Annotated in this window: 14 protein-coding genes; 7 read left to right on the forward strand and 7 right to left on the reverse strand. The window is 51.2% G+C overall.

The genetic code is table 11. The annotated features are described in order from the left end of the window. The first annotated feature begins 22 nt into the window (after positions 1 to 22). The 3 genes from H8S64_RS08575 to H8S64_RS08585 all read left to right on the forward strand — a co-directional run bounded on the left by H8S64_RS08575 (position 23) and on the right by H8S64_RS08585 (position 2,931). Positions 23 to 1,867, forward strand: coding sequence for a biotin/lipoyl-containing protein (locus H8S64_RS08575; RefSeq protein WP_099292932.1), 1,845 nt, complete (start codon positions 23 to 25; stop codon positions 1,865 to 1,867). Between the two features lie 186 nt (positions 1,868 to 2,053). Then, a complete protein-coding gene (locus H8S64_RS08580) occupies positions 2,054 to 2,332 on the forward strand; it encodes a DUF2089 family protein (RefSeq protein ID WP_099292934.1) in 279 nt (92 codons plus the stop codon). 2 nt (positions 2,333 to 2,334) lie between these two features. Then, entirely contained in the window at positions 2,335 to 2,931 is a 597-nt protein-coding gene (locus tag H8S64_RS08585; protein ID WP_186975738.1) for a YIP1 family protein, read from the forward strand. A 276-nt stretch (positions 2,932 to 3,207) separates the two neighbouring features. Here the strand turns inward: H8S64_RS08585 and H8S64_RS08590 are convergent, their stop codons facing one another. The 3 genes from H8S64_RS08590 to H8S64_RS08600 form a co-directional block, all read right to left on the reverse strand. Next, positions 3,208 to 3,621 (reverse strand): hypothetical protein, encoded by a 414-nt coding sequence (locus H8S64_RS08590; RefSeq protein WP_186975739.1) that lies wholly within the window; start codon positions 3,619 to 3,621, stop codon positions 3,208 to 3,210. Positions 3,622 to 3,724: 103 nt separating this feature from the next. Then, entirely contained in the window at positions 3,725 to 5,209 is a 1,485-nt protein-coding gene (locus H8S64_RS08595) for a RagB/SusD family nutrient uptake outer membrane protein (RefSeq protein ID WP_222621163.1), read from the reverse strand. A 12-nt stretch (positions 5,210 to 5,221) separates the two neighbouring features. After that, positions 5,222 to 8,425: a SusC/RagA family TonB-linked outer membrane protein gene (locus H8S64_RS08600; protein WP_186975740.1), complete on the reverse strand. Its 3,204-nt coding sequence runs from the start codon at positions 8,423 to 8,425 to the stop codon at positions 5,222 to 5,224. A gap of 820 nt (positions 8,426 to 9,245) precedes the next feature. Here H8S64_RS08600 and H8S64_RS08605 point away from each other — a divergent pair. Then, positions 9,246 to 10,406, forward strand: coding sequence for a DUF4468 domain-containing protein (locus H8S64_RS08605; RefSeq protein ID WP_255469482.1), 1,161 nt, complete (start codon positions 9,246 to 9,248; stop codon positions 10,404 to 10,406). A gap of 192 nt (positions 10,407 to 10,598) precedes the next feature. Here H8S64_RS08605 and H8S64_RS08615 read toward each other — a convergent pair whose 3' ends face one another. From H8S64_RS08615 to H8S64_RS08630, 4 genes are all read right to left on the reverse strand, one after another. After that, complete coding sequence (locus tag H8S64_RS08615; protein ID WP_186975742.1) at positions 10,599 to 11,525, reverse strand: hypothetical protein; 927 nt, start codon at positions 11,523 to 11,525, stop codon at positions 10,599 to 10,601. A 3-nt stretch (positions 11,526 to 11,528) separates the two neighbouring features. After that, positions 11,529 to 11,696, reverse strand: coding sequence for a hypothetical protein (locus tag H8S64_RS08620; RefSeq protein ID WP_176555097.1), 168 nt, complete (start codon positions 11,694 to 11,696; stop codon positions 11,529 to 11,531). Between the two features lie 697 nt (positions 11,697 to 12,393). Then, positions 12,394 to 13,449 carry an AraC family transcriptional regulator gene (locus H8S64_RS08625; protein WP_366482559.1) on the reverse strand — a complete coding sequence of 352 codons (1,056 nt, stop codon included), beginning with the start codon at positions 13,447 to 13,449 and terminating at the stop codon, positions 12,394 to 12,396. Positions 13,450 to 13,493: 44 nt separating this feature from the next. After that, complete coding sequence (locus H8S64_RS08630) at positions 13,494 to 14,639, reverse strand: AraC family transcriptional regulator (RefSeq protein ID WP_255469483.1); 1,146 nt, start codon at positions 14,637 to 14,639, stop codon at positions 13,494 to 13,496. A gap of 248 nt (positions 14,640 to 14,887) precedes the next feature. On the opposite strand from H8S64_RS08630, the gene H8S64_RS08635 reads away from it, so the two are divergent. The 3 genes from H8S64_RS08635 (at position 14,888) to H8S64_RS08645 (ending at position 18,128) form a co-directional block, all read left to right on the forward strand. After that, positions 14,888 to 16,006 (forward strand): DUF3575 domain-containing protein, encoded by a 1,119-nt coding sequence (locus tag H8S64_RS08635; RefSeq protein WP_186975744.1) that lies wholly within the window; start codon positions 14,888 to 14,890, stop codon positions 16,004 to 16,006. A 13-nt stretch (positions 16,007 to 16,019) separates the two neighbouring features. Further along, the gene (locus H8S64_RS08640; protein ID WP_186975745.1) at positions 16,020 to 17,381 is read left to right on the forward strand and encodes a DUF4270 family protein; all 1,362 of its coding nucleotides are present in this window, start codon (positions 16,020 to 16,022) and stop codon (positions 17,379 to 17,381) included. Between the two features lie 81 nt (positions 17,382 to 17,462). Beyond that, a complete protein-coding gene (locus H8S64_RS08645; protein WP_186975746.1) occupies positions 17,463 to 18,128 on the forward strand; it encodes a hypothetical protein in 666 nt (221 codons plus the stop codon). Positions 18,129 to 18,385 lie beyond the last annotated feature (257 nt).

Here is an 18,385-nt window from a genome sequence, read left to right on the forward strand (position 1 = left end):
AACAATTAAATTCTTATAAAACATGGCACGAAAATTACTCATTAGAGATTTGACATTGAGAGACGGTCAACAATCTTCATTCGCGACTAGAATGAATCAAAACCAAGTAGACCGCGTGTTACCTTTCTACAAAGACGCAAAATTCTACGCGATGGAAGTATGGGGTGGTGCAGTACCCGACTCCGTGATGCGTTACTTGAACGAGAACCCGTGGGATCGTCTGGAAAAAATCAAAGCCGTTGTAGGTGATGTTTCCAAACTGACCGCCTTGTCAAGAGGTCGTAACCTGTTCGGTTACGCTCCCTATACCGACGAAATTATCGAAGGCTTCTGTAAAAACGCCATCGAGTCCGGTTTAGGAATCATGCGTATTTTCGATGCTTTGAACGACGTGAACAACGTGAAATCGACCATCAAATACGTGAAGAAATACGGTGGTATGGCTGATTGTGCGGTTTGTTACACGATTGACCCGAAATACCCGAAACTTAGCCTGATGGATAAGTTGAAAGGTAAAAAGAACCCGGAACCCGTGTTCACGGACGAGTACTTCTTGAATAAAGCAAAAGAAATGGAAGCTCTCGGGGCTGACATGATCACGATCAAGGATATGAGTGGTCTGATTAACCCGGCACGTATCGCCGAATTACTTCCGCTTTTCAAGAAAAACCTGAAAATCCCGGTAGACTTCCATACCCACTGTACTCCCGGCTACGGACTTGGAGCCGTACTTTCCGCTATCGTGCACGGGGTAGATATCGTGGATACCAATATCTGGAACTTCGCGGGTGGTCCTGCCGCTCCGGCTATCGAGTTGATTTATATCTTCTGCCAGAAATTAGGCATAGAAATGGATGTAAACATGGAAGCCGTTGCCAAAATCAATAAAGAGTTGTACAACATCCGGAAAGAGTTGGAAGCGTTCGACGCCGTTAAACAATTCCCGAATCCGTTCAACCCGCTCACGGACACGCTTCCTGCTAACATAGACAAGCTATTCGACGACGCTATCGCCGCTGCCAAGAACAACAACGAAGAAGCATTGTTACAAGCTTGCCACGCTATCGAGGCATACTTCAACTTCCCGAAACCGAACGAGCTCGTGAAAAAAGCCGAGGTTCCCGGTGGTATGTACACCAACATGGTAGCCCAATTGAAACAATTGAATTCTATGGATATCCTCGAGGATGCCATGAAGTTGATACCGACCGTTCGTCTGGCAGCAGGTCTTCCTCCTCTGGTAACCCCGACCAGCCAGATCGTGGGTGCTCAAGCCGTGAACTGCGCTTTGGACGTGAAGAACGGAAAACCGATGTATTCCAACACGTCTAATCAATTCGTCGCGTTAGTGAAAGGAGAATACGGAAAAACTCCCGTTCCGGTAGATCCGGAATTCCGTCTGAAAATTGCCGGAACTCGCGAGGAAATCCCGTATGACACTTCCAAATATCAAATGCAGGAAAATCCCGTGTTGACAGAATTTGGTGGCGTAAAACTTGCCGAGAACGAGAAAGAAGTTCTTTTGTTGGAACTTTTCCCCGCTGTAGCTAAAACCTTCTTGACGAAACAGAAAGAAGCCCGCTACCAAGCAACCCATAAAGAAGGACAAGCACAACAAAAAGAAGATGTTCAAAAAGACGAGCCTATTACCGGAAAAGTAGTAGAAGCACCTATGCCGGGAAATATTTTCAAGATTCTGGTAAAACCCGGAGATACCGTATCCAAAGGTCAGAACGTACTTGTACTCGAAGCCATGAAGATGGAAAACAACATAACATCCGATTATAACGGTAGGGTAAAACGTATTCTTACCCAAGAAGGTAAATCGGTTAGCGCCGGAGCTAAATTGATCGAAATCGAAATTTGATTAAAGATTCAAATACTGGAAAAGGAGCTGCAATAGCTCCTTTTTTTATTTAATACCCTCCCCCCCCTTGAAAAACGTTCATCTCACTTCAAATAAATAAAACAAAACAAGATATTAATTTTATTCATTTATACATTCATAATATTGATTATTTAATTACCTTTGTTGCAAATAATAATCCGTATTATGAATACATCAAAGAAACGATTACCCCTAAGATGTCCGGCATGCGACTCCACGCTAAAGGTCGGACGACTCTTTTGTGAAGAATGTGACACGGAAGTGTGCGGTTCATTCGAGCTACCGGTATTAGCCAGACTGACGGAAAACGAACAACAATTTGCCATTGCTTTCATAAAGTCCAGCGGCAGCTTGAAAGACATGGCAAAAAACATGGGAGTCAGTTACCCCACGGTGCGCAACGTACTGGATGATCTGATTGACAAACTAAATAAAATGGAATAGCTATGAAAAAACAACGACTCAATTTATTGTTCAATCCTTTCGCACGAATAGCCGGCTACTCGGCATTAGGATGGGGTTTCCTCGGTATTGTGCTTGCCACCTTACTCTCCTATTCCACCGGATTACATTATCACGGGCTATTACACTTTGGTTGGGCACCCAATCCGGCATGGTGGTGTTTCGCCGTCGAACATCTGGTGATATGGCTTATTCCTGCCATTCTGTTTTACCTCGGGGGATTATTACTTTCTCGCTCCCGCATCCGTATTGTCGATGTCTTGGGAACTGTGGCATTCGCTCAATTGCCTTTTATTATCATGAACCTTTTCTACTTTATACCTTCGCTCCGGTTTATGACACAACTCAACCCGAACGCTCTATCCATACAGGAATTACTTGCACAACCGGAATTTATAAAAGGCGTATGGTTCTCTTTATTTTCCCTGATTTTCTTTGTTTGGGTACTGATATGGATGTTTCACGCGCTACGGGTGTCGTGCAACTTGAAAGGCTATCGTCTGGGAATACTCTACGCTATCGCTATTATAGGGGGTGATTTGATCTGCCGGGTGTTAATCAACTTATGCTATAATTCGTAATCACACCTTAGTTTATCTTATTATTACGGTTTCGATGAGGGAGGCAAAAGTCATTTTTTCTAAAAACTCCTCCGTCAGCTTCGCTGCCTCCTCCTCTATAAACAGAGGAGGAGCTGGTGACTCATCCCGAAGACGGTGAGTAATTCAGCTCTCCCTCTGTTTATAGAGGGAAACTGGCGAGTAAGAGAGAACAGACAGAAAGCTTGCTCGTTGTCTGTCGAACGAGAGCCAGTTCGAGTCCGTTTCGGACTCAATACCCCGGAGGGGGGAGGGAGTTTAATACCGGGGAAAACCTATTTCCTCTCCGTCCTCGGCAATATACTCATCCAAGTCTTGACAATCGGTATCCTCGTCTTCCTCAAATTGTATAGAAAGATTGTTTACACGAGCGAATTGGTGACAACTTTTGAAATCGGCATAGCGTTCGTCAATCTCCTCCTCGAATAATTTCCCACGATCTTCCACGGATAAATTTTCCAATTCTTCCTCGTGTTCCTGCAATATATCCAGTATAAATTCAGCTGCCCAACTACCCAATTCCCGTTCCAGAGTCCAATCGGAATTTTGTCGATCCAGAATTTGAAATATCTCTTGTAAATAGGGCGTTTCGCCCCATTCCTCGTACAATTGGATCACGTCGTCCTCTTCCCCGTATTCGGTCTTTAATCTTTCAAGCAACTCATTATTCATGATTACATCTTTTTTCTTTTATTTCAATGCGCTAAAGTATGAAAATAGGTCGAAAGTTCAAAAGAACTTCCGACCTATTCGTCAAAGGCAGAACCTTTTTCTATTACATCGGCCAACCCGGATTAGGTTCAACAAGCGGTTCAAGGCTCAACACACTGTTGGGAATAGGGAAATAAAGCAAATCCGGATTGTCAAGTCCCGCGAGAGAGGGTACCAATTCGAATGCTTTATCGAAACGTACCAAATCCCACCAACGCTTGCACTCGAAAGCAAATTCCAACAACCGTTCCTGCAAAATGGCAGCATCGTTCTCCGAGGGAGTACCGTTCACGAACGCGTGGTCGGCGTACTTCTCCCCGTAGGCACGTTCCCGGACTTCTTTCATCTCGTCGGTCGGGTCTTCGCCCAACCCGTTCTTCGCCTCCGCTTTCATCAGTAACACATCGGCATAACGGTAAAGGATAATATCGTCCACGAAATAGCGGACTCCCGAAACCACCGTCCCCCGTCCTTTCATGGCCATGGTCCCGTAATACTTCCGCTCACCCTCTACCGTCTTGTATATTTCAAGAAAAGTAGCGTCTTTCCGGCTATCGTCCGGTGAATACTGTTCCCGCAAATGCTTGGACGGCGACTGTTCCATCAATCCTCCCCCGGCACCGATAATTTCCAGTATCTCCGGTTCAATATCAGGAGAAATAGTAGCCGGAGAAATATGCATCATGTCAAAATAATTATTATCCGCCTCGTTCAACTTGTAATTGACAGCCATCAAGATTTCGTCATTCCCTTTATTCTCGTAAGCGAACACGTCTTTAAACTCCGGCAGAAGACGGATTCCGGCGATTTTCTGCACCTCCTCGCAGGCTCCCAAGGCGGCACGGTAATCGGTTTCGCCACCGTTCTTACGGCGTGCCGTCCAAAGATAAACATCCGCTTTCAACGCGTAAGTTGCCGCTTTAGACCAATGGTTTCTGCCTGTTTCGAAAGCCGTCGAGGGAAATAATCCCAAAGCATCTTCAATATCATTCTTGATAAAGGTAAACAACTCCTCCTCGGTCGCCCTTGCTTTCTGCACTTTCGCGGGATCGTACCCCTCCATTGCTTCCGTCCGCAGGGGCACCCCGCCCCATATCTTCACCATGGTGAAATACACGAATGCCCGCATGGCATGCGCTTGCGCCAGTATCAGGTTACGTTTGGACTCGTCAGTGAAAGGAATTTCCGGTACCTTTGTCAGAAGCAAATTTGCCGCGTTCACCGTGGCATAGAATTTTTCCCACGTGGGTCCGAAACTTGCACTCAAGTCATTATCCCTGTATTTCTTGTAATTATCCCCCACGATAGCCTCCGATTCCAGCGTTTCGCTTCGCATCTCTCCCCAGATAAACATATTATCCGTGGTATTATCCCGCAGGAACACGTACATTCCCGCTAATCCACCCTCCGCGTCCGATTCGGTTTTCCAGAAAGAGTCAGCCGTGATAACACTCGTGGGATCAACATCCAGTATGTCACACGCCCCCATGGCAAGTCCCATACTCACTCCCATGGCTATATGAATTATTTGTCTTTTCAATTTACACATGGCTTGATTCATTTAAAATGTGATAGATACTCCTGTAATAATGTTTTTCGGAATAGGATAACGCCCGTTATCTTGTCCGCCCTCTTCCGGGTTCAATCCCGAATAATTCGTGAAATAGTGAAGGTTATTCCCCGTCACGTGCATACGTACTCCGGCAAGTCCCACTTTCCGCAGCCATCTTCTCGGGAACTCGTAACTCAAAGATATCTCGCGCAAACAAAGGAAATCCCCCTTCTCCACGTAAATATTAGCTCTCTCCGGGTGATTGTAAGCACTATTCCAGATGTAACAAGGCATTGAAGCATCATCCCCTTGTTCTTTCCATGAATTTACCGCCATGTTTTTCGTGAGATTTCCGTCGCCTTGCGAGTTATTGTTCATAAAGCGGGCTGCATAATTATATATCTTGTGTCCCAGCGTGTAGTCGAAACGGAACGAGAAGGTAAATCTACGGAACGAGAGTTTGCTAGAGAATCCTCCCGTCCACTTGGGATAGTAGTTTCCCAAATATACTTTATCCTTGGAATCAATCTGTCCGTCACCGTCCACATCCCGGAATATGGAGTAACCGCCGTATTTAGTCTTGTCATTACCCGGAATCATGGTATTCACGGTCGGGTCTGCCTGAGCCTCCGCGTCAGTAGCGTACACACCTTCAATCACGTGACCGTAAATATCACCGACACGTCCACCTTCCTGCAAACCGCCTACCCAAGCGTATTCACCCCGGGAAGGTACCCACACGTATTCCCCGCCGATACGGTTATTCTCGGCCCCGTTCTCCGGCAACTTCAATATCTTGTGTTTCGTGTTCGTGACCGTGGCTGCCATAGTCCATTGCACGGCACTCCATCCCGGAAGGATATTAGCGTTCACTTCCAACTCGAATCCCTTGTTTTCCAAGCGTCCCAAGTTCGTGTAAATATTGGCAAACCCGGTAGAAGGCGGCAATGAAAGTTGAGTGATCAAGTTATCCGTCACCCGGCGATAGTAATCAAACAGTATCCCCACCCGTTGGTTGAACAGCCCGATATCGGCACCGACGTCAAAAGTCTTGGACTGTTCCCATTTCAGTTCCGAGTTCGGGATGACCGTGTTCTGGATGGCAGAAGTTCCATCGTAGATTTTTCCCACGGCATACGTACCCCGTGCCTGAAAATCATCCAGTCCGCTGATATTTCCCGTCACCCCGTAACTACCTCTTAATTTCAACTGGATAAAACTCAACGGCTCCCAGAATTTCTCGTTATGCACGTTCCAACCGACGGATACACCGGGGAAAAATCCCCACTTGTGGTCGTCACCCAAGTTGGACGCTCCATCGAAACGGGCACTCAGCGAAATCAGGTACCTGTCCTTGTAATCGTAATTCACGCGGGCAAAGAATCCGGCTATCGCCTGCGTGCTTTCATCCCCTTTCACGCTTTTTGCCGAAGCGGAAGCGTTCAACGTGGGAATCAAATCGGTCGCCGCTCCTTGCCCCTCGGCATTCAACGTCGATTTCTCCCTCCCGAAATAGGAGAACCCGGCTTTCACGTCCACGTTATGCGCGTCGGCAAACAGCTTATTATACCCTAACACCAAATCCATTTGTCCCTGCAACGTTTTCGTGTAATATCCTTTCGCTTCCCGCGAATCGTTAAATGTCATGGAACCGTTCCAATAAGACGGAATGAAGGAATAACCGTCCGTGGTGTACTTGTACATGGACAACTGGGGGGTAAACCTGAAACTGGGGAGAAATTCCCAGTCCGCGGCAAGAGAAAGAGAGAGGTTATCCTTACTGTTCTTTCGCTTGTCATTGTTCAAATGGTAAACGGGATTACCGATACTGCGATTTTGTCCCGGTGCCAGCGTTCCGTCCTCGTACGTGTATTTCGCGGTATGGGGCAAAGATGCCGCCCGATAAAAAATCTGAGCGAGGTCATATACCTCGTTATTACTTGAAGTGGTGTACATCATCCGCCCCGACACGTTCAGATTGTCCCGCAATTTAAGACTGCCGTTCAAGCTGAAAGAAAGACGGCGGTACTTGGTCGTGATCACCGTTCCCTCGCTATCCATGTACCCTAACCCGGCATAAAACGTAGCTTTATCGCTTCCACCCGAAACGGTTAGGTTATGCGAGTACGTGTAAGCCGTACGGTAAATCAAATCCTGAAAATCCGTATCCTTGAATATAATCGTCTTCGAGGGATCAATCGGGTCCGGCATACTCTCCCACCCCTCGTTCAACTTGTGTTTATTGGCTTCCGTCAAGTATTGCGTCGTGTAAGCCGTGTTATTCGTCAAATCGTTTCCCGTACCGAAACCGAGAGCCGAATTAAGACGGTCCAAAGCACTGGCGTTGTAGCGGGAAGCGTACTGCATACTTTTCCGGTTCATCTCGATATACTCCCGCCCGGAAGCCAGATCATATTTTTCCCCGGGTTCGGAAACTGTCAACCCGAACGAATAATTAGCCTGTATCTTGCCCGGCTTTCCGCTTTTCGTGGTGACGATCACCACACCGTTGGAAGCTCTTGCCCCATAGATAGCGGTGGAAGCGGCATCCTTCAATACTTGAAGCGACTCGATATCATTACTGTTCAAGTCGGCAAGATCGGTACGAATGATCCCGTCCACGATATAAATAGGTGCCGCCCCGTTCATGTTATTGATCGAAGTACCACCCCGGACAATCACCCTCGGCGCCGCGCCGGGTTGCCCGGACGTACTCTGCACCTGTACCCCGGAAACGTTGCCTTGCAATGCCGAAGCGAGATTGGTATAAGGCACGTTCTCCAAAGCCGAAGGGGGCAGTTTAGTGATAGCGGAGGTTACTTTTTCCCGTGCCTGTGTCCCGAACCCGACGACCACGATTTCGTCCATCCGTATCCGGGTAGGACGCAACGTCACGTTCACCGTCTTCTGGGAAGAGGACAATTTTATTGTCCTTGTTTCATATCCCAAGAAACTGAATTCAAGCAAACTATCCTGTTGCATCAGATTCAAGGTGTACTGCCCTTCGTCATCCGTGGCGGAACCTCTTGTAGTTCCTTTAATCAAAACGAGCACTCCTGCCATGGGTTCCCTGTTCTCGTCAAGAACCCGTCCTTTTATGGTACGTTGCGATTCCTTGGCCTTATCGTCTTGGGCACATAAGGTCAAAGGCAAAGCCGAGAAAAGAAAGATCCATAAAAACGAATTGGCTAATGTAAATTTAACTTTTTCCATACGATCTTCAATATTCTATTTATCAATTATTCCATAAATTCATTGTTCCTCCTTTTCCGTCAATCCAACTACTTCTCCCGACTTTATTAACCTTCATGCACACGGAAAACAGTAACCATACCTGAATATTTTTCAAAGAATATACCGAAAACAACAAAAAGCAACAATCGACTTTACCTCAACAACATACCCGAACGGACAAACGTGGGAAATGAGGAATCCCCGTCCGCACTTTGTGGAAAAATACCACACTTCGGTTTTCGCCTTCGGCGAGTTGCAGGTTGCAGGTTGAATTTGCCGCAAGCGGCAAGTTACAAGTTGCTTTTCTAGCGTTAAAGACTGTATTCCAGCTCTCCCTCTGTTTATAGAGGGAAACTGGCGAGTAAGAGAGAACAGACAGAGAGCTTGCTCGTTGTCTGTCGAACGAGAGCCAGTTCGAGACCGGTTTCCGGGCTCAATACCCCGAAGGGGGGAGGGAGTTTATTAATTGTAGATTTAGCGATTTTACATTGAATGATTCCGGTCGCACGAGCGACGCTTCGTTAATCATTGAATCGACAATCATTGAATCACTTAATCAATAAACTCCTCCGGCACTCCGTGCCACCTCCTCTATAAACAGAGGAGGAGCTCGAATACCGCCTTGCTTCGGGAATCTTTTCAATCTTCAATCTAAAATCTTAAATCATAAATCTTAAATATTCCCTTTCTCCCGCCGGAATACAAAATATTTCTTTAACTTTGAGAGCGGCTTCTATTGTTTTCCCCCGATTTGACGGGGCAATACCCGTACTGAAATATTTATTAAATCTGACATACTATGATGAAGCGTCTTTTACTTATTTTTTGCCTCTTACCCGCGTTCGCTTTCGCGCAGGAAGAAGTTGACAGCAAATACATGACCGGCGCCGTTCCCGTGGTGGACGGTAAAGTGATGTTCAAGAAAGAAATCAAAGCCCCTAACTTGTCCAAAGACCAAATCTTCGATGCCGTGTCGGCATGGGCAAACTCCCGGTTTAAAACGGATAAAGGTAACTGGGGACAAGTCGCGTACTCGAACAAGGAAGAAGGGCAAATCGCTTGCTACGGCAGCGAATATCTCGTGTTCGCCGACAAAACGTTCTCTCTCGACCGGGCAAAAACCAACTATCGGGTGAACTTCGTTTGCTCTCCCGGCAAATGCGTCATGGAAATCACGAACATCCATTATCTCTACCCGGAAGACAGCAAAGACCGTCTGGCGGCGGAAGATTGGATCACCGATGAGCAAGCCATGAACAAGGACCGGACAAAACTGATCAAACGAATTGCCAAATTCCGTATCAAAACTGTCGATCTCGCGGAAAACTTGTTCGAGGGTGCGGAAAAGAGCCTCGGCGTGCAACCCGCAACAGCACAAAACGTACCCACGCCCCCGGCAGTAGCCCCTCCCGCCCAAGCGGTGGAGAACATCGCTCCCGTGTCGGGTGAAGCCCTGCAAGGTTACAAGCGGATCGCTCCCGACAAGATTCCCGGAAATATCATCAAAATGCTTTCCGAAGACTGGATGCTGATCACGGGCGGGAACAACGAGAAATTCAACCCCATGACGGCAAGCTGGGGCGGACTGGGATACTTGTACAACAAACCCGTGGCTTTCTGTTTCATCTCCCCGGCACGCTACACGTATGACCTGATGGATAACGGCGACACCTACACGCTCACGTTCTACACCGAAACGTACCGCGAAGCGCTGAACTATTGCGGGCACAACTCCGGCAAGGATGCCGATAAAGTAAAGGGAGCCGGACTAACCCCTGTCACCACCCCTTCCGGCAGCAAAGCGTTCTCGGAAGCATGGATGATTATCGAGTGTCGCAAAATGATTTCCCAGACCATCAACATCGACGGCATCTCCGATCCCGAACTCAAAAAACAATGGTCAGGTAAAGCCATGCACAAGATGTTTATCGGCGAGATCTTGAATGTATGGGTGAAATGAAACTTGCCAAAGGCAAGTTTCAGGTTGTATTTGCCGCGAGCGGCAAGTTAATTGAAAATTGAAAATGAAAGTGCCACTGAAGCGGGAAAACCGGGATACCGCCACCTTCGGCAGTATCCCGGCTTCTTTTCCGGTTTGTTTTAGATTCAACAACTTGCAACTCGCCGAAGGCGAACAAATCATTTTCAATTTTCAACTTTCAATTTTCAATTGTCTAGTTGCCGCCTCCAATCCCGCCAGTTTTATCTCGAAAGCTGACTTTTTCGCTTTCACCGCTTCCTTCTCGGCGGCGGCGGTTGCTTTCTTCACGCCCGCTTTCGCCCGCATGATAGCCTCGCGCTCCTCGGGCGTGGCGGTCACCTCGCGGACGGCGAGCCGCAACTGTGCCGCCTCGTACGCCTCCACCGCCTCGGCGAGCGTGAGCTCCTCCGCCGTGGGGGGCGGGTACAGCCGCGTCGAGGGCGACGAGTACTTGCCATCGGCGGACACGGCGTAAGCGTAGATGAACAGCGCCGCCTTGTTCCAGCCCGCCGGGATCAGTGCCGATGTCGAGCCCGCCTCGCCGCGGTCACGCAAATCCACTCGCAGGCTGCGCATCGACTTGTGATCCTCCGCGCCCGCCGTGAACATGCAGGCGTACACCCGGTCGTTCTCCCGCGCCAACCCGCCGGGGATCACCTCGTCCACCTGCACGAAAGCCACCTTGTTCGTGTCCATGTCCACCGTCGCCGTCACGTTCGCCGTGTCCAGAGAGCCGTCACTCACCTGCATCCCGCCGAAATCGTACTCCAGCACGATTTTCTTCGTCAACGCATCGCGGGACGCCGTGCAGAGCGTCTTCACGTTCGCCTGCATGAAAGCGTTCATCGGCGATTCCCGCTTCTTGCGCTCGCGAAAGCTCACCCGCAACGTTTCCAGCAACGGGCGGGTAAGTTTCCCGCAACCGCCGTAACCCGCTATACGCAAGTCACGTGCCTCCTGCTTCTCCTTGCTCGAGTAAACAGGGTTCTTTTTACCTTTCATCGCCGAGATTATCTCGCCGTCCCAACTCGTGGTGAAACGGTGTTGACCGATACTCTGGCGCAATTCCCAAAACAGGGTTGATTTACCTTTTGCCATAATTCAATTCTTTTTAGTTCGTAATTCTTTTTTCGCCTTCGGCGAGTTGCAGGTCGCGTTTGCCTTCGACAGGTTCCACTTCCCGATACTGCCGTCCGGGAGCCTGATCCACACGCCGTTGCCGGAACAAGGGATGTTCTTCAAGCAAGGAAACAATTTCTTCATGTACATACTTTCTCTTTTTTATAATGAAACGTCGTGTTAGTTCTACCGGTCACACCCGATCCCCGGGGTGCCTCGTTGGGGTCTTCCTTCTTTTTTCAAACGATATCGTAATGCAATATTAAAACAATTAGATTACAAAACAAAGAAAATACTCATTTGTTTTTAAATTATTTTTATAATACTTATTTAATTTTAATCCAATATTACCTAAAATAAATACAAATCACACCATTCTGTTTTATAATTACTTACACCTTTTTTCCCGTTTTACCCTCCCGAAACCCGCGCCACCAAAGGGCTAGGAACCTTCATAACCTGCCCATCACCTGCTCAAAACCTGCTCATAACCTGCTATAGGCAGGTTATAATAACGACATAACGACAATATATTTAGTTAATCCGATAGCTCGGCAGTTAAATGTTTGCCGGAGGGACATAGTCTAATATTAGATTATTCACCTTCGGCGAGTTGCAGGTTGCAAGTTGCATTTGCCTTCGGCAAGTTACAAGTTATTTTTCTAGCGTTCATGACTGTATTCCAGCTCCTCCTCTGTTTATAGAGGAAACCCGCGAGTAAGCGAGGGCAATAGGGAAGCTTGCTTCCTGATTGCCGAGCGTGAGCTGGTTCGAGACCGGCTTCCGGGCTCACTTGGCAGCGTAGCTGACGGAGGAGTTCGATCTAAAATCTAAAATCATAAATCACCTAATTAACAAGCCTCTCCTCCTCCTTCACCCGCAGATAACTCCTGTAATTACTGAATCCCGCCATAATCACCAGTTCCATTTTACTCTTGCCCGCGTTGTCGGGGGAAAGGCGGAGGCGTTCGAGATGCGCGAGGCGATAGCGGTTGATCAAACGGCAAAAGTTCATGCCGAACTCCTTGTTTATAAACGCCGAGAGATAACTGCGGTTCGTGTGCATTCCGGCGGCGAGGTCGGTAATACGCAACTTGGGATTAAGATAAGGCTTTTTCTCCCGCATGTAACGCGTGAAACGCGCTCGGCCGGGAGGTATCGATTTGTCGGGCGGGTACTCCTCTTCCCCGGCATCCTGCCTGATAATAACGTAATTATCATCGAGCAGGTTATAGCACAATATCAAGTAAAACACGAAGGTCGGCAGCGCACCCAGCCACACGAAATAATTGGTGGCGAAGACCGGAATGCGAAATAACAATCCCGCCAACGGCACCGGAACGCAAACCAGTATCAACGCCTGCATCAGCGCCAGCCAACCGAGCGACGACCGACGCGCGTCTGACGAGTAATTCACGACACATCGCTTGTAACGGCGTATATTCCTCAAGCTCAACGCGGGATAAACGGTATTGTAAACGACGAACACGAGCGTTGTCACTGCATACATCACCCGGAACCACGTCCCCGACGCGTCGTCGCCGTAGACCACCGCCGCCTGCAGGCTAACGGGTACGGCGAAGTCAAAAATCACCGAAACCGCCACAATGCCGAGCGGTATCGCCAGATGCAGGCGGCCGAACCGCCGGTACTCTCCCGTGCCCGTGAGAATGGCGACGAAACGGTAGAACAGCACTTGGTCCAGCATCAACGTCAGCAGGAACACCGAGTGATAATAGATGAAGACACGGGGATAAATCGTGTAAAACACCAACCCCATCCACCCCAGCGAGGTAACGAAATACGCCAGCGCCAGAAACAGGCGCAATTGGCGGTCTTCCCGGCTTCGCCCCCGTGTCCGCGCGTCCAGCAGCACCATCACCATACACACCAGCGCGCACACGACGGGCGCCGTGAAGGCGAACGCCTCGACAAGCTCCCGCCCGATCATGGCTCCCCTCCTTCCCGCCCGGCGACAAGGGCGCGGGTGTACTGCCTGTACTCGCCGAATCCCGCTTGTTTGACCAACGCGCTCTCGCTCTTGCCCTCGTTGCCGGGCAGCGAGCGGAGCCGTTCCACCTCCCGCAACCGCCAGTGGTTCAGGTAGCGGTTGAAATTCATCCCGTACTCGCAGTTGATAAACGCCGATATTACCGTCCGGTTCACGTCCAGCGCCTCCACCAGATCCGTTATCTTGTAACCCGGGTTCAGGTAAGGTTTCTCCTTCACGAAATACGTTTCCAGCCTCAACCGCGACATACTGCCGGAATGTTGCCTGCGCGGCGTCTTTTCAGCCGCGTCCCCCGGCACTTTTCCCTCCGGTTCGGGCACGGCGTAAAGCACGTACTCGCGCCGTATCACGTGGTAGGTCAGCAACACGTGTTGCGCGGCGATGCTCAACGTCACCACGCTCGTCCAGATGGAATAAAGTATTTTACCGCGCGGCATAAAGGTAGGCAACAGCGACGAGAGCAACGACGCCACGGAGATCGCCACGAGGAAAATCACCCACCGTGCCGGCGCACGCGCCAGCGTGTCCCGCTCGCTCATCTTTTTATAATAACGTACCAGTACCCCGATCGTCAACGCATAATACACCAACCCGAAAATCACCCGCACCAAGGGCTTTATCGTGAAAAAGCGGGTGTACGCCCCGTATCCCGGCGGCGTCACCAGCGCCTTGCCCGTGACGATTTCCAGCTGCACCTCGCCGGGCACGAACAGCGACCACCCCAGCATCACCCCCGCCAACACCCCGGGCGCAAGGTAATGCCACGGCGGGAAACGCTCCGGCAACCCCAGTCGCGTAAGGTAACGGATCACGCGGTAAAAGAATATCGACGGGAGCACGAAGCCCAAAAGGCAAACCGTGTTCAGCAGGACAAACAGTCCCGGCTGGAACTCGTAACAAAAAAACGTGTACCAACCGAGTGCCGACAGGGAAAGATAGACCAGAAGCACCCGTTTCAACTTTTTCTCCCCCGGCGTCAAACTGTCCGGCAGGGAAAAAAGAGCGAGTATCCCGCAGGACACCGCCGAGAAAACGGGCACGAGCACCGTCATGGCTATCGGATAGGCAGCAGACACATCCATGCTTCAAATATATCGCGTTTTTGTCAAAAAACGACTATCATAGCCCGAAATAGTACGTTTTTTACCTTTTTGCACGGAATTACGATTTGGCAAGTGAAAAAAATACCCCTATTACGATTTGGCAAGCAATATTTTGTTGAATTGTCTCCCGGCGGATTTCATTTTTACCTAGTTTTACATTCACGAATCACCGCACGCGGTGCCATTCCGGTAAATCGACAAAATACTTATATATAAATAATAGCTTTATGAAACCTTCTCGACTAACTAAGATCCTACTCTTTTTGATAGCGGGCATGCCGGTTTCCGGTACACCGCCCGCCCGGGGGGCGGACAGAGTGGCGGCAGATTCCGTCGTCACTTTCCGCTTCCTGCCGGGCAACGATATGTTTTTCCTCCGGGGCAACGAGGCGGAACTCCGCCGCCTGCTCTCGCTCGTGGACGAATACCGCGCGCGGATAGCCGACGGCAGCATGCCTCTCGCCGTGGACAGCTACTGTGCCTCCCTCCCCTCCGAACGGGAAAACCTCGACATGGCACGCGTCCGCGCCAACCGCGTGAAGTCGGAACTCATCACGCGCCGGGGACTCAAGGAAGAGAACTTCATAACCACTAACCGCGCCGTCGCCCGCGACGGCAACCGGGACGCGGTAATCATGACCCTCCGCGTCCCGGCAAAAGCGGCACCCCTGCCCGTGGCGGAGAAGCCGAAGGAAGAGGCTCCACCCGCCGCCGCGGAGAAAAAAACGACAGAAAAGAAAACGGTGACGGTCGAAGAAACGATAACGGAAAACGCACCCGCGAAGGCAGTTGCACCCGCGCCACCAGCGGAACCGGAATCCCCGGCACGCCTGTACCGCTTCGCCATACGGACGAACCTGCTGCACGACGCCTTGCTGCTTCCCGCACTGGGAGCGAAGTGGCGCGTGAACCGCCATGTCGGCATACGGCTCGACGGCAGCCTCGCGCGGTGGAACGGCGACCGCGGCAAGGTGCAGAAGGTATGGCTGCTCAACCCCGAAGCAAGGTGGTACCTGCTCGACGGCAAACGCTTCTACGCGGGAGTATCGGGCAGCTACGGCGAGTACAATATATACAAGTACCCGATAGGCAGCTTCCTGTCGAAAGACACCGGCTACCAAGGCACGACGTGGAGCGCGGGCGTGACAACGGGCTACCAGCTCTATCTCTCGCGCTGCTTCTCCATCGACTTCAATCTCGGACTGGGCTACACGCACTTCGACCACGACACGTTCGACGCGGTTGAAGGAACACGACGGTACAAGGAAAGAGGGAAAACAAAGAATTTCTGGGGACCGACACAAGCAGGAATCAGCCTCGTGTGGACTACCGGAAGGAACAAGTAGAACAAATACACGAATGAAAGATATGAAAATTACGATTACATCACTTCTCGTCCCGGCGGCAATCCTGTTGCTCGCCGCTTGCGACGTGAAAGACCCGATTCACGACCCGGAGCCTCCCGTGAAGGTCACCGTCGTGACGGAGGAACTTCCGGCACTGACCGTAAAGCGCGACTCCTTCGCGACCTCTTCCCCCCGGATGCTGCTGTTGGGACGGACGGACGATATCACGGGGGTGACGCTCGCGACACCCTATTTCACCCTCTCGCCTCCTTCCGGCGGGGAGGTGCGGGCAGACCACGTGTACGATTCGATCACCTTTTTCGCCCGCCACGGCGGGACGGTGTGGGGAGATACGACCTATATGCAGCAAATCCACCTCTACCGCCTGCGGGAACTTCCCCCGTCCGCCCCGGTCTTCAATAACGCCACTGTCCCGCACGAGGCTGAACCTTTGGGTTCGTTCACGTTTTGGCCCGGAGCGGGGAGAGTGCCGCCCGTTCTGCGTTTCCGGCTCAACAACGCCGACGCCCTCGGGCGGGAGATGCTCGCTGCCGGAAGCAGCGTGATGGGGGATGCCGCCAAGTTCCGGGAATATTTGAAAGGGCTGGTCGTGATGGCCGACCCGTCGAACACTTGTATCTCCACCCTCGACCCGTCGGCAGGCGGCATGGGCATCACCCTCCACTGGCACGATGGCGGCGGCACTGCCCGGAGCTGCTCCTTTGTCACGGGCGCGGCGGAGGATGCCCCGTATATGTTTATGAGCACGGTCAACGACCCGGCGGGGACGCTTTATAGCGTACTCCAACAGCAGACGGACGCCCTGCCGTTTGCCGATGCCGCCCGACAGGGATACCCTGACGGGCAGGCAGTGGTGTATGGCACGGGCGGGTACATGGTGCGGATGGAATTGCCGGACGCGCTTCCGGGACAAACGGAGGGACGCACACCGGCGAAGGTGGAAATCCGGTGGCATGTCCGGCAGCCGGGATGGTACACGACACCGCCCGTGGAAGGGGAAGAGGAAGAGGAAGTCAAAGAGGAGATGACTAATACGCCTTACCCGCTGCCTGCCGCCGTGCGCCTCTACGAAACGGACGGCGACAACCGCGTGAAGGCCGCAGTGACCGACGCGGAGGGGAAACCGGTGGACGCCATCCTGACGGATGCCTCCCCGACGTATGCCAAGGACGGAATATACACCGCCGACATCACGCACTACTACCTCTCGCGGCTGAGCCGCGCCGCCGGGCAAGGCATGGTGGCACTGCTGGCGGGGGTTCCGGTGGATGAGCTGACCGCCTCGGCGGGGCTGATGGTGATGGACTCCCTCCCCGAAATCCGAGTGCATTGGCACGAACCCGTGGAGGAATAAAGCAACAAGGTACACGACTACCGGACAAATCCGGCACAGGCTGAAACCAATCTCGAGTTAGTAACAAATAAACCACACACCATGAAAACGATCTTTGACTTTTTCTCCATCCGGCGGGTGAACTTACGCAACATCATCGGTTTCAAACGACTGGGCAACTGGGTACTCCGACCGAAGCACAACCGGAAGCATACCGGACCCAAGCATCCCGAGCAGGAACGCACGAACGAGGTTTTCGGCAAGGCAAGGAAGTTCGGCGCCGCCTTCGCCCGGACGATGGCGGACTACCCGGCATGGGCAACCGCCGCCACCCTCTACTGGGCAGGACGCACGGGCGACAACCTCATGTTCCACATGAACCACGACAAGTTGATAGGACGCGTCGTGGCGTGTTTCCACCTCTTCCGTTTCAGCTTCGGGCCGAGAAGCCTGCCGTGGAACCTCGAGGCTCGCGCCGACGGCAACACCATCACCATCACGTGGCAGGACAACCGCCGCTCCCCCCATTGCTCTCCCCACGACCCGCTACTCGTCGGCGTCCTCTTCGACAACAAACCCGGCAAACCCATGCTCGTCGCCGACAGCGGCGTCACCCGCGCCAGTTGCGGCATCTCCATCGTCCTCAACGACAAGCAACCCCGGAAAATCCACCTCTACCCCTTCTTCTGCAACCCCGAGAGAACGGAATTTTCGGAAAGCCAACATTTGGAAGTAACGACCGATTCGATGAGCCTGACGATTCGGTGATTTATGATTTATGATTTTAGATTTTAGATTAAACTCCTCCGTCAGCTTTGCGTCCAAGTGAGCCCGGAAGCCGGTCTCGAACCAGCTCACGCTCGGCAATCAGGAAGCAAGCTTCCCTATTGCCCTCGCTTACTCGCCGGTTTCCTCTATAAACAGAGGAAGAGTTGGAATACAGCCTTAACGCAAGAAAAGTAACTTGCAACTTGCCGAAGGCAAATACAACTTGCAACCTGCAACTCGCCGAAGGCGAATAGAAC

This window comes from Butyricimonas hominis, assembly GCF_014287455.1.
Lineage (GTDB): Bacteria > Bacteroidota > Bacteroidia > Bacteroidales > Marinifilaceae > Butyricimonas > Butyricimonas muris.

Excerpts from the sequence above, each read along its gene's own strand:
- H8S64_RS08615 (WP_186975742.1), bottom strand. The coding sequence starts at position 11,525 with ATGGCAAAAGGTAAATCAACCCTGTTTTGGGAATTGCGCCAGAGTATC.
- H8S64_RS08580 (WP_099292934.1), top strand. The coding sequence starts at position 2,054 with ATGAATACATCAAAGAAACGATTACCCCTAAGATGTCCGGCATGCGAC.
- H8S64_RS08590 (WP_186975739.1), bottom strand. The coding sequence starts at position 3,621 with ATGAATAATGAGTTGCTTGAAAGATTAAAGACCGAATACGGGGAAGAG.
- H8S64_RS08620 (WP_176555097.1), bottom strand. The coding sequence starts at position 11,696 with ATGTACATGAAGAAATTGTTTCCTTGCTTGAAGAACATCCCTTGTTCC.
- H8S64_RS08575 (WP_099292932.1), top strand. The coding sequence starts at position 23 with ATGGCACGAAAATTACTCATTAGAGATTTGACATTGAGAGACGGTCAA.
- H8S64_RS08640 (WP_186975745.1), top strand. The coding sequence starts at position 16,020 with ATGAAAGATATGAAAATTACGATTACATCACTTCTCGTCCCGGCGGCA.
- H8S64_RS08645 (WP_186975746.1), top strand. The coding sequence starts at position 17,463 with ATGAAAACGATCTTTGACTTTTTCTCCATCCGGCGGGTGAACTTACGC.
- H8S64_RS08595 (WP_222621163.1), bottom strand. The coding sequence starts at position 5,209 with ATGTGTAAATTGAAAAGACAAATAATTCATATAGCCATGGGAGTGAGT.
- H8S64_RS08600 (WP_186975740.1), bottom strand. The coding sequence starts at position 8,425 with ATGGAAAAAGTTAAATTTACATTAGCCAATTCGTTTTTATGGATCTTT.
- H8S64_RS08585 (WP_186975738.1), top strand. The coding sequence starts at position 2,335 with ATGAAAAAACAACGACTCAATTTATTGTTCAATCCTTTCGCACGAATA.
- H8S64_RS08605 (WP_255469482.1), top strand. The coding sequence starts at position 9,246 with ATGATGAAGCGTCTTTTACTTATTTTTTGCCTCTTACCCGCGTTCGCT.
- H8S64_RS08635 (WP_186975744.1), top strand. The coding sequence starts at position 14,888 with ATGAAACCTTCTCGACTAACTAAGATCCTACTCTTTTTGATAGCGGGC.
- H8S64_RS08630 (WP_255469483.1), bottom strand. The coding sequence starts at position 14,639 with ATGGATGTGTCTGCTGCCTATCCGATAGCCATGACGGTGCTCGTGCCC.